A 12,585-nucleotide genomic window follows, 5' to 3' on the forward strand; every position below is an offset into this window, starting at 1 on the left:
TTTCCTCTCTTTCTCAATTTTCACATAACATATCATAAGTCACTCCGTATTTTTCCGCAATGTCTTTTGCATAAGAAAGACCCTTTGGCGGACCGACCTCTACCTCATAAAGGCGTCGTCCCTCATCAGCCTTTACCACAAGGGATGCTGCCTTGGCAGTAACTGCGTCGTCATTGATCTCATCAATCTCGATGGCGAGCTTATGCATGTGAGTGTTGTAAATGGTCCTGATGCCCTTTTTAAGGATTGCCTTGGAGCAGTCCCTGGCAATGAAGTACCCCTCTTCAAACGAAGTGGTTGAGAAGGTTTCATTTAGCAGCAAAAGACTCTTTCCCGTAGCCGGTTCGTATAGCTCCTTAAAGCGCTTGCACTCCTCGCCAAGGCGCCCCAGGTCCATGGTCTTGTCCTCATCCGCCGGGAAGTGCGTGTAAATGGCATCTACAGGCACATATTCAAATTTGGTTCCGGGCACATAGATTCCGCCCTGTGCCATGAAAAAGAGCTGTCCCACGGTCTGGGTTATCGTAGTCTTACCGCCCATGTTGGCGCCAGTCAGGATATAAAGCGTGTGCTCATCAGTAAAATCAAGGTTGTTCTTAACTATGTCTGCAGCTGTTTCGCCGGCATGCTCAGTCAGGAGTTTGATGTTGTAAATTCCCTGCGCATCCATTGACTTTTCGCTGCTGCCTGCTTCAATGACACAAGGTTTGCAAAAGACAGCTCCCTTCCCGGTCATGCTTTCAACATATTCTGCCCACCTGATGTAATAGATAAACTCCGGCATCAGGTCGGTTATATCGGTCACGGTGACCATAGTGTAATTATTGAGAACAGTTCTAAGGTGCTTGACCGTCTGGCTCAGCATCCTGTCTGTTATCTTATCCATGTAATTGGTGACGGACTTTGTCGTATCATCAGCTTCCGACACCTTCATCATACTCATCATGGCAAGCGGGCTGAATACAGGAGGAATAAAGTCTGCACCTGTGCCCAGTGGAGCCTTTGCCTGAATCTCATCAAATTTGTAATTATCGTCCCAGTCAGTGGAGGCCTGAACATTGTCTTTTGCCGAAACCTTGTCTACAAAGTGCTTGACCATGGTGGACTTGGAGAATGGCCTGCTGTTGACGGAAATAAGGCCTATTCCACTGGCTTCAAAGCGCTCATTTAGGTTGATGCCGACTGTTACACTCTTAAGATTGTTGGTATCTGCCTTGAGCTCTGCAATGTCTTTTTTCAGGCCCTCGAAGCCGTTGTCCTCATAGAGGTCATTTACATACTTCTTAAGCCCAAGAAGTCCCTCAGAATGAAGGTCAGCGCCATCAAGGCACTTCTGGATCGCCTCGATGCTGTCTATATAGTCGCGGATTTCCTCAAGCCTGTGGACCAGATCCCAGACTCCGGGTTCGTGGTCACCATCATGCTTGTAGCTTCCGTACTCTTTCAGGAAATTGACGCGGTCCAAGAGCTCTAAGAGTTCTTCCCGCATGGCCTTGTTTCTGTAAATGTCATCAAAGACATCGCTCCTGTACTGCGCGTTGTGGGCATCGGCAGTCACGAGCTTCATGACATTTGTGATATAGGTCTGCTCATTCTTTTCCTTAGAGAGCTTTACAAGAACACTGTCCATGCCGATGTCATGGACAGTGAGGTCGCTCAGTTTCTTATATTCAAGTTTCTGGTCAGGAAAGATAAGGCTGTATTTCTCGGACATGTCGTCCCCTCCGTGAAAAAAGAATTACCAGTCAGAATCCCAGTCTGTTCCGCCGGAATCCCAGCTGTCATCGCTGCCCCAGTCGTAGTCTGAGTCATTATCATCGCTGGATGAATGATATCTGTCGTAGTAGGACGAATCATCCCAGTCAGTTGTTCCCATTGATGAATCCCATGTATCTGAAACATAGTATTCATCATAGCTCTCCGATATTGTTGCAGGGCCGGGAGCAGTACTGCTGACTTCACGCCAGCCATCATCATAGACGTACCAGTCATCACTTATGTAGTAGTAGATATCATTGTCGTATCTGTAATAGCCTCTGTGCCTGTTTTCGCGAAGGCTGCTGACAAAGACACTTATCATTATGATGACGACTACTATGTAAAAGAGACTTCTTATACCATTAAATAAACCGCCGCCGGAACCGGATCTCCCTCCTGATCCGAAGCCTCCTCCGCCACCGGAGCGAGTTACGCCTCCGCCTTTATTGTTCGCCTTCTGATGAACAATCTCGTCCTTAAGGCGCTGGTAGAGCTCATTTACAGCATATTCTTCATCCTTGCCCTGATAGCGGACAGCTCTTGAGCCATCACCCTTATTCTTGTAGACAATAAAATCTCCGTTGTCATCTTTATAAATACCGAAAGCTCTTGGCTCCTTGTAGTCGACGCCGATGAAAAAACGTGTCACTTCAGGGGCCGGGAGATTTCTGTTCTTGTACCACTGCTGCAGTTCTTCAATGGTCTTTGGACCCTTCTCGTTTTTGTGGGAAGGATTGGGAGCTCCGCAGTCCGGGCATTGATGCAGAGTATCCTCGTAGGTATTTCCGCAGTAATCACATTTTATCTTCATAATACAATTTTCTCCTCTGGGAACTATTATAGCATGTGTGAGTCACTGGGGGAGTTTCTTTATGCTGCGCCTTTACCCCGTCCCCAGGAATCAAAAATGAGCCACTGACTCCGTCCCTAGGGCTCAAAAACGCCCGGTCGAAATGACCGGGCGGCGCGCATATAAACATGTTCAATTTAGTATAGCTTCTCTGAAGCTCCGTCTGCTGTTGCAAACGGTCCGGGAATTACTTCTGTTCCCCTGTGCTCGCCAAGGTAGTCCACATCAAAGGTGATCGGCGATCCATCAGGGTTCTCGAACTTCTGTGAAGGCTCAAATGCTTCACCAAGCACATCTGTAGAGATCATGTCGCCGGTAAAGCTACCCAGCACCTCATAAATATTTGTATCCAGGAAGTAGCCTCCATCCTTTTCCACAACATCAACAAATACTTTTCCTGATTCATCAGCAAAAGAGTTCTTCTCATTCTTCCAGGCTTTTGCACCCTCGAAGTATGCGTTTCCGTCAATCCATACAGGGAGATGTCCGAAATGTGGCTCTGCGTGCTTCATCATGTTCGGATGCTCCTCATCCATATCAAACTGCTCTATCCACTCATCATAAGTAGGATATTCATCAAAGCAGTAGGTTCCGACCTTTCTGTTCTCAATCTGCTTCTGGCTCGGGTCAGAGTCATTCTCAAGCACAAGATCCTCAGAAGGCCACTTTTGAATGAAGATATTGTTGTAGATACGGTCATCTCCGTGAAGTATTGTCATAAAGCCCATAACCTCTGTTCTGTGAGGCATATGATATGGTGTGTATCTCCAGGTTGTTCCCTCTCCCACCATGGTAAATGCGCCTGCGCAGAGGTTATGCACCATAGCTACGCCCTGAGTTGCTATGCGGAGTGAAACATCGGACAGAAGAATATTGTTATCGATAAGTGTCGGTCCGTGGCTGACCTCAACGAAGATATCCTGGCAGGTCATTCCGCCCTGGAGCTGCTTGGCAAATGAAGGTCTCTCATTGTCATGAAGAAGGTTCTGTGTGATTCTTGTTCCCTGTGCTTCCCAGTCGCACCAGATTCCCATGGTGCAGTGGTGGATGTGGTTTCGTCTCATCACAACGTCGATGGCTGCGTGCATCTTGATACCTGCGATCTCAGCGCCGCCCAGCTCCATCATGTTGTTGATGTGATGGATATGGTTGTCCTCGATGATGCTGAAAACACCGCCCATACGGCCGATGATTCCGCCCTGCTCACAGTGGTGGATATTGTTTCTGCGAATTATATGTCCGCCAATCTTCTCTTTTAACCACCCATAGTACTGACCGCGGCATACCGAATCCCTCTCCATCTGAGTAGGACTCTTAACGTGTTTGGTAGTATAAAAATTGCTGTTCTCGGGATCGTAGTAGCGTCCGACACAGATTCCTGCGCACTTGCTCCCCCAGATCTCACAGTCCTCGATTATCCAGCCCTTGCTCCAGTGAGGACTGATCATTCCGTCCTGATAAGCTGCAGGCGGAGCCCAGGTAGTTGCTGCCTTGTTGATATTAAAGCCTGTTACTGTAATATATCCAACGCCCTCTTTTTCAGGCATAAAGCACTCGCGTCTTACAGTGATCTCAACGTTTTCCTTGTTTGGATCTGCGCCACTGAAGTTTGCGTAGAATACGGTTTCGTCTGCATCCTTGTCCTGCTCGGCATACCATTTCCATTTGGAGTTCTCCGGATCCCAAGAGCAGTCATAGACCTCTGCTGCCACGCACTCCTCAATGCTCAGCGCCTCGTAGAGAGCGCGGTCATTTATCCACACGCAGCCTGTGTGCTTGTTGGGAGTTGCAAAATACCAGTCGCCGTAAACAAGAGTTGTGTAAGGATTGTATCCGCCAAAGATACCGTTCTTAACTCTTGCTGTCCACACGTCTCCCTTATAATTTGTCCAGCCCGTAACCTTCTCTGCACCTGTGATAACAGCGCCCAGTGGTTCCTGACTCCTATAAACGATGCGCGCATCTTCTCTTCCTGCATTTACGGGATTTACATATTCTCTGTAAGTTCCGGGTGCAACTAAGACTTCATCGCCCGCCTTAGCAACAGCTGCTGCCTCATTTATTCTCTTAAAAGGCAGACTCTTGCTTCCGTTGCCGTCATGCTTTGCATTTGCATCAACATAAATTACCATAAAAGACCTCTTTCTTCTCGATTAGTTTTTGATCAGCCCTTAACTGCTCCTGCCATCATTCCTTTGACCAGCTTATCCTGGAATACGATAAACAAAATGATCATGGGAAGGACTGAGAGTGTCAGAACTGCCATGTTGATAGGTATATTAAGTGAGTGCTCACCCTTGAACTGTCCAAGTGCCAGAGGGAGAGTCTTATTTTCCGGCGATAGGAGAAATGTGTTAGCAAATGCAAACTCATTCCACATTGAAACGCCGTTATAAATTGCCAGTGTTGATAATCCCGATTTGGACAGTGGTAATATCATTTTAAAGAAATTCTGGAAGCGATTGCAACCGTCGATTTCCGCAGATTCCTCGATTTCCTTTGGGATTGTTTTCATAAATGCTGTCAGGATAAAGACAGACATCGGAAGTGCAAATGCAACGTAAGGCCCGATCAGTGACCAGAGCTTGTCATAGAGGCCTACAGCTGTTGTGAGCTTGAAGATAGGTATCAAAGTCACATGCATAGGCACCGACATCATGGCCACAATTGTTGCATATATAAAGACATTTAGCTTAAACTTCATTCTTGCAAGAGGATATGCTGCAAACGCAGATATCACAAGCATAAGCACCAGTGAAATCGCAACCACTATAACGCTTCGCAGAAAATATCCAAAGAACCCGTGAGTAACAACCTCAATATAGTTCTCGAAATACCAGGGGTCCGGAAGATGGAAAACGCCCTGCTGAAGCATGTCAAACTGCTTACGGAAAGAGTTCATTATCATGAAGAAGAAAGGCGTAAGCGTAAAGACGAGCCAAACAACCGCAAAAATGATCGCTATGGTCCATGCAATTCTTGATTTTATTTTGGATGCACGATAATCATCCTGAATTGTCTTTTCCCTCATATCAATAATCCTCCGTAACCTTGAATACCCTATTAAAGAAAAGTGCTATGGCAGTGATCAGTATGAACATTCCTGCAGCAACCGTTGAGCCGTAGCCCATATTGAACTGCTGGAAGGAAAGCTTGTACATGTAAGTCGCCATAAGCTCTGTAGTGCCTGCCGGTCCGCCCTGGGTCATGTTCCAGATCATATCAAAGTACTTAAGTGACCCGATAAGTGACATTGTGCAGGCAGTTTTGAAGATAGGGCCAAGAAGAGGAATCGCGATGTGACGGATGTACTGTCCCCTTGTTGCTCCGTCGATGATCGCAGCCTCATAGATAGTCGTATCGATGTTTCCGTAGCCGGCAATAAAGTAAACCATATAAAAGGGTGTGAACTGCCACGCCATAACCCCTATTACGGTGTAAAGAGCATTTGGTGCAGTACCGAGAAGGTCGACGGTAGTTCTTTTACCCTGAATGATGGTTGCGAGGGAGGAAACAAGTCCGCCGTTGGTCGCAAGCGCATATACAAAGAGGAATGCGATGGCAACCGAGCTCATAAGATATGGCAAAAACCAAATGATCTTAAAGATATTGAATTTCTTGCCTCCGGCATCAAGAAATGTAGCCAGAAGCATTCCAATGGGAATCTGCAACAGGATTGAGAAAACCATTACGATGAGATTATGGGTAAAAGACTTCCAGAACATCTCATCGTGAATGAGAGAATTCCAGTTATCAAGACCAATATATATCCTGTCCGCGGAAATACCGTTCCACTTAAATCCGCTTATCAAGAAAGTATCAATGACGGGATATACGATGAAAACCGCTATAAGTATCAGCGCAGGTAAAAGAAATACCGTCGCTGCCTGGGCTGTACTCTTGGCTTTAGCCTTTGCGAGCCCTATATTACTACTCCCCTTCCCCATATATATCCTCCTGATTTATGTCAAAATTATCTTTTCATGGGAAACTGCCCACAGGAAATATCTCCCCCGTGGGCAGCGTTTAAAATATTAAGGATGTGTGTTATTCCGCCAAAGCTTTCTGCATTGCTGCATCCTGTTCCTGTCCGATCTCCTCAGGAGTCTTCTCAAGTCCAAAGAGCTCTGTCATGCAGTTCTTGTGAACTTCTGTTACAGATGCAGGAAGATACTGGTCATACCAAAGCTGAACGTTTGATGCTTTGAAGAACTCATCGATGATGTACTTGTTGTTAGGATCTTCGATGTTCTCGTTGAAGCCCTTGATTGAAGGAACTGTTCCTGCTGCTACCTGTGCTGCGTTGTAGGTATCATCATTAAAGTACTGAGTTGCAAGTACGTAGCAGGCATCAAGCATATCCTGATCTACTGATCCGTCTTCTTTGAAGCAGTTAAATGTAAGTCCCATACCGATGGCTGTTCCGATCTCTACGTTCTGAGGAACGCCTGCTGCCTTAGCTTCTGTATCTTCCGGGAAACGGAAAACGCCAATATTCTCGTTGTACCACTCTTCGTTATCAGCTTTGATTCCGCCAACCTGCCATGAGCCGTGAAGCATCATTGCTGCAGATCCGTCATAAAGGAGTGCTCTGTCCTGGTTATCATCTGCTGAAAGGGAGTTAACGCCGTCAGGGAAGTATCCCTTCTTAACCCAATCCTGGATCTTTGTGCCGGCATAGATGAATGCAGGGCTTGTGAATGAACCGCCGTTTTCCTGTGTGTAGGCTGCATCGAACTCAGCATTTCCTGAGTGACGTGCTACGAGGTACATGTAGTACATAGAACCTGTCCACTTGGATGCATTTGCAAGTGAGAAAGGAATGATTCCGTTTTCTTTAAGCTTTTCGCAAACTGCCTCAAGCTCATCGATGGTTGTGGGAACTTCGATACCGAGCTGGGCAAATATTGTCTTGTTGTAGAAGATATCACAGCCTGTAAGTCCGCTGAAAGGAATAGCAAGCATCTTGCCATCGTAAGTTGACTGTGCAACTGCAGCATCTACGAACTCAGGATGATCGTACTTTGCATACATATCTGTGATGTCATTTGCAAAGCCTGACTTGTAGTACTCAGCCATAGGACCGCCGCCCCAGTGGCAATAGATGTTAGGACACTGTCCTGAACTCATTGCTACAACCAGCTGCTGCTTGTAGTTATCGTTCTGCTGATGAACCTGATTGATAGTGATGTTAGGATAGTCAGCCATGAATCTTGCAACTGCGCCTTCTGAGATGGACTTGTTGGGATCTTCTGTGGAGATGTCCCAAAGAGTGATTGTCATAGGCTCTGTTGTAAGCTCCGGAAGGTTCTTGCCATCCGTCTGTTTTCCTGCTGATGCTGCCGGTGCGTCTGCTGTTGTAGCATCTGCCTTTGCTGTGTCTGTCTGTGCGCTCTGTGCTGCGCCTGTGTCAGATCCTGCTGCCGGAGCTGTAGGCTGGCTTCCACAGCCTGCCAGTGTTGTTACAGACAATACCGATGCAAATAAAACTGCCATTATCTTATTTCTCATACTATACCCTCCTATTTTTACTTAGCAGATAATTTCTGCCCCCGATGACTTAACTTTAAAGGAGTTCACGAAATAATGCTTACAAATAATTGCTATGCACCATGCAAAAATTGCTATCTGAAATGTGCAACATGCTCATAATTTTTGATTTATTTCGCAATTTGTATGCTATAATACCCATTAAAAAGACAACTATTTACGTTTTTTATTTATATTCTGTTTAGAATTATGGCAATTTTTAGCCTATGAGAATCGCGATAGGAGGATATGTGTATGAAGAGTCAGCTCGACTTAAGTTTCAGTGCCAAAGAAAAGGTCAATCATAAGGTTGGCACCAATCTTCGTATGTTCATAAACCGTCTTCATTCCGACTTTCCTCCGCACTGGCACACAGACATCGAGATCATCATTCCCAAGGAAGCTCCCTACAGGGTTGTCTGCGGAAATCAGACCTATGACGTCGAGATAGATGACATCCTTATGATCTGCCCTGCGGTTCTCCACGAGATCTTTTCCCCGACTCCGGGTGCAAGGGTTTATATTCAGGCCGACTTTTCAGGGATCATTACGCTAAAAGAAATTGAGAAGGCATTCAGACTTATGTCTCCTGCTCTTCATATAAAGAAAAAGACCTGTCCTACTGATGTGTATGACAGGCTCTGTAAATATATTGACGAGATAATGAAGTTGTATTTCGGTTCCGCTCTGCAAAAGCAGCTGGATCAGATCGATGATGACGACACATCAATTGCTTTTACCAGGCTTGAGCCCTACGACGAGATTGAGATCTACTCTATACTAATGCAGTTTATTTCCTTCTGCGGTAAGAACCTTTCTCTTTTCCAGGGATCGACTTTATCTGCGGAGTCAGGCACTTTTAAAAACAGTATTCCCCTTAGCAACGTATGCGCTTATATCTCGGAGCATTTCACCGAAGACCTCACCCTTGAGAGCATCGCTGCATACGCAGGCTTTAGCAAATACCATTTCGAGAGGATATTCAGCGACTATACCGGAGCAACCTTTTATCAGTACCTTCAGCAGATGCGCATAAACTATGCCCAGACGCTTTTATCTAATCCGGAGCTGTCCATCACCGACATCTCCTATCAGGCGGGCTTTGCCAGCAGTACGGCATTTACCAGGGCCTTCAAAAAAAGCACCGGCTATCCGCCATCACAGTTCCGTATGCTCAACGAAGAACACCACCCCTTAAGCGCCAACGCCCATTTCGCCGGAGTAGTGTGAGTCACCGGGGACGTTTCAGTTTGACTCAAAATGAGACACCGGGGACGGAGTCAAGGGATCATTTTTTTGAGCCCTGGGGACGGAGTCAGAGGATCATAAAAACAGCCGGCCCCATATTATGGAACCGGCTTGTCTTTTTACATTGCTACACCATTGACGTAAAGAGTATATCCATTTGTATTTACGCTTGATATATCACCATCAAAAGATGTGATGTAAGTATCTGCTGTAAGAGTCCATGTGCTGTTCTTGTCGATTGATACAGCTACTGTTCCAACCTCTGTTGATACAGTGTCGCCCTTAGCATTGGTGATGTTTCCACCGATGGAGCCTGTGAAGGTTGAACCATTAGTGAGGTTGAGTGTAAGCTCTGAATCACTTCCTACAAGGATTGTGCCTTCGAGGTCCTGAGCATCTGCGTTGAGAGTCGCCTTGTTTGTATCACCTGTCCAACCGTCTGCACAAACTGACAGAAGGATGTTATCTGCGTCTTTATTTGTAATCTTAACACCACTTAAATTGATAACTGCTGATGTATTTGTTACGTGGAAGACATGGCCGTTCTTGCTGGTAAGACTTCCACCGTTCATGGTAAATGTAGAAGTTCCACTGTCGGCATCACCTGACATTGACTGATAGATCATGATTGTGTCATAGAATGTGGCATTACCGTTTGTGTCGGTGTTGTTAGCAGTCATGTCGCAGTCATTAAGTGTAATTGAGTTGATGCCCTCAATGCATACGCCTTCTGAAAGGTTTGACGTAAGTGTCGCATTAGAAACTGTGATGTCAGCAGTTGAGTAGATGGCAGGTGATCCAAGTCCGTTAGTTGTATAAGATCCGACATCAACTGTAACTGTTCCGCCACCTCTGTCGGTTCTGATGGCAGCTGATGATCTTCCGCTGGTCTCAACGGTAAGGTTGTACGCTTCTGTGATTCCGCCGCCGGTTGTCATGATACCGCCTGATCCGTCGCCTGTTGTTGTGATCTTTGTATCCGAGATAATGACCTTTGTTCCGTCACCTGTAGCTCCGTTCTGGCCGCCGTTTCCGCCGTAGGAAAAGACACCGTTGGCGCCGTCAGCATCTGATGTCACACTTCCACCTGTGATGGTTGTTGTGGATCCGTCTTTTACAAGTACTGCTGCATTGAGTCCGTAGAAGTTGCAGTTATCTCCGCCGTCAGAGTCTCCGGTCTTGGTGACTGTCGGATTGGTGATTGTCACATCATCTGATGTGCTGATGAGAAGTGCGCTCTCATCTGCTGTGGTGCTGGCGTAAGTCTTATCTTTTTGTGTATCTGTTGATGTGATCTCCTCAGCTCCTGTGTAATCTATATCCGCACTGCTGCTTCCGCCGCCAAATCCGCCTCCGGGAGGATTGCCCGGTGCCTGGCCGTCAGGTGCTCCGCCTTCCGGTGGGTTGCCGGGAGCCTGGCCGTCTGGCGCTTCTCCTGTCGGAGCTGCTGTGTCTTTTGAAACAGTTGTTGTAGTGCCGGCTGTGCTCGCTCCTGCCTCGCCACAAGCAGTAACTGCTGCACACATAACAGTAACCATTCCTATTGATAAAATTCTTTTGATGTCTCTTTTCTTCATGTCGAAATCTCCTTGTTTATTCATCCATGTCATTAACATGTTATTTCTTAATCTAAAAGAGATTATGGCACCCGAACCTTAAAGAAACTTAAATAATAATATCGGTTCCTGTTTTTTTAAAAAAAATTATAATTATAGTTGGTGGCAAACCACCAAAAGGGGGAAGGGGAAACATATGGCAAACAAGGAAAAAGAACTAAGACAACTATCAAAGCTACAGGCGGAGGCGGCAAGAAAAAAGCCACTCCACTACATCGGATTTGCAATGGTGGTTCTCACGATAATCTATATCGTGGATGAGATCACTTCCAATATGAATGCTGCAATGCAGCCCTATGTGCTATTCGATCTTTTTAACATCACTTCAAGAAACGTCAATTCACCGGAGTACACAAGTGCGTTCAACGTTGTGGCTCCTATTCAGGTCTTTTCAAATCTGCTTCTGATCATCACACCGTTCTACAAGGCACTGTCTGACAAGTACGGCCGAAAGCTCTTTCTCATGCTAAACACAATCGGCATGGGGCTTGGAATGTGTATCGTCATGACCGCACAGAACGTGGTCTGGTACATTCTTGGAATGCTCTTCATGATGTTCTTTACGCCAAACGATATGCAGGTGCTTTATATCATGGAGACTGCGCCAAAAGAAAAGCGTGCCACCTACAGCTTTATCGCAAAAGGAATTGCACTTGTGAGCGTATCACTGATCGGAGTGTTCTCGCGGATGTTCCTTAAGGAAACCGTTCCTTCGAGCTGGCGCATGGTCTATCTCATACCGGTGGTATCCGCGCTGGTTATTGGCTTCCTTTCATATTTCTTTATGCGCGAAACTCCCGTATTTGTGGAACAGCGGATCGGTTATCTCTCACTGACTGATGAAGAGCGTGAGCAAAAGAAAAAAGATGACAAGGCAAACGGTACATCGGAAGAAGGCGGTGTTTTCAAAGCCATCCGATTTATCTTTACCAACAGACAGCTGAGGTGGATCCTGATCGCAGGCTTTATCTTTTTTGCGACCACTTTCTATACTTCATATTATGCAACTGTTTTGGAAGGCGCCATGTCCACAGATATGGTGGCTACTGCACTGGTGATCTATCCGTTCTTTAACGGACTCGTGACGATCCTGAGCGGATTCTTTTCCGACAAACTCGGACGTAAAAAGGTGTGTCTGATACTCGGCGGACTAACCATTGTCGGGCTCTTAGCCTTTGTGCTCTCCTGCAGACTCGGCTTTGGTCCCATCGCTGCCGGAATTGCTTACGGCTGCTCAATCGGTGGTCTCTGGTCAATGTCCGACACGCTTATACTGACAATGCCTGCAGAGTCAACTCCATCGGGCATGCGCTCCTCAGTTATGGGTACCATATCAGTTCTCATCGGAGCCGGAATGTTCCTGGGCCAGGCACTGTTTATTGTGTGCCAGAACTTCCTGCCTATGGATGTTCTTTTCATGATAATCTGCCTGCCGTTCATGGTGCTTAGCCTTGTCATTCTGCTTGTTAAGGTAAAAGAGACTAAGGACGCCGACTTAGATAACATCACAGCCGACACGTATAGATAAAAGAAGTCAGGGGAGTCAGTGGGGAGTCAGTGGGGACGGTTCTCTTTGACTCCCTT

The 12,585-nt window shown here is 46.4% G+C and carries 9 protein-coding genes; 2 read left to right on the forward strand and 7 right to left on the reverse strand.

The window, feature by feature from the left end; translation table 11 throughout:
- Positions 1-13: 13 nt before the first annotated feature.
- The 6 genes from G589_RS0106565 to G589_RS0106590 form a co-directional block, all read right to left on the reverse strand.
- On the reverse strand, positions 14-1,714 hold the full coding sequence (locus G589_RS0106565) for a MutS-related protein (protein WP_026521526.1): 1,701 nt from the start codon (positions 1,712-1,714) through the stop codon (positions 14-16).
- A 24-nt stretch (positions 1,715-1,738) separates the two neighbouring features.
- Entirely contained in the window at positions 1,739-2,569 is an 831-nt protein-coding gene (locus tag G589_RS0106570) for a hypothetical protein (RefSeq protein WP_026521527.1), read from the reverse strand.
- 176 nt (positions 2,570-2,745) lie between these two features.
- Entirely contained in the window at positions 2,746-4,740 is a 1,995-nt protein-coding gene (locus tag G589_RS0106575) for a right-handed parallel beta-helix repeat-containing protein (protein ID WP_026521528.1), read from the reverse strand.
- Between the two features lie 32 nt (positions 4,741-4,772).
- Positions 4,773-5,639, reverse strand: coding sequence for a carbohydrate ABC transporter permease (locus G589_RS0106580; protein WP_081668955.1), 867 nt, complete (start codon positions 5,637-5,639; stop codon positions 4,773-4,775).
- 1 nt (position 5,640) lies between these two features.
- Positions 5,641-6,555: a carbohydrate ABC transporter permease gene (locus tag G589_RS0106585; RefSeq protein WP_026521530.1), complete on the reverse strand. Its 915-nt coding sequence runs from the start codon at positions 6,553-6,555 to the stop codon at positions 5,641-5,643.
- Between the two features lie 100 nt (positions 6,556-6,655).
- Positions 6,656-8,119, reverse strand: a complete 1,464-nt coding sequence (locus G589_RS0106590) for an extracellular solute-binding protein (protein ID WP_026521531.1) — start codon at positions 8,117-8,119, stop codon at positions 6,656-6,658.
- Between the two features lie 273 nt (positions 8,120-8,392).
- Between G589_RS0106590 and G589_RS21010 the strand changes: the two genes are divergently transcribed.
- The gene (locus G589_RS21010; protein WP_026521532.1) at positions 8,393-9,367 is read left to right on the forward strand and encodes an AraC family transcriptional regulator; all 975 of its coding nucleotides are present in this window, start codon (positions 8,393-8,395) and stop codon (positions 9,365-9,367) included.
- A 137-nt stretch (positions 9,368-9,504) separates the two neighbouring features.
- On the opposite strand, the gene G589_RS0106600 is transcribed toward G589_RS21010, so the two are convergent.
- Positions 9,505-10,962 carry a hypothetical protein gene (locus G589_RS0106600; RefSeq protein WP_026521533.1) on the reverse strand — a complete coding sequence of 486 codons (1,458 nt, stop codon included), beginning with the start codon at positions 10,960-10,962 and terminating at the stop codon, positions 9,505-9,507.
- Positions 10,963-11,137: 175 nt separating this feature from the next.
- Between G589_RS0106600 and G589_RS0106605 the strand changes: the two genes are divergently transcribed.
- Complete coding sequence (locus G589_RS0106605) at positions 11,138-12,529, forward strand: MFS transporter (protein ID WP_026521534.1); 1,392 nt, start codon at positions 11,138-11,140, stop codon at positions 12,527-12,529.
- Positions 12,530-12,585: the final 56 nt, after the last annotated feature.

It is taken from the genome of Butyrivibrio sp. VCB2001 (genome assembly GCF_000423965.1).
GTDB lineage: Bacteria > Bacillota > Clostridia > Lachnospirales > Lachnospiraceae > Butyrivibrio.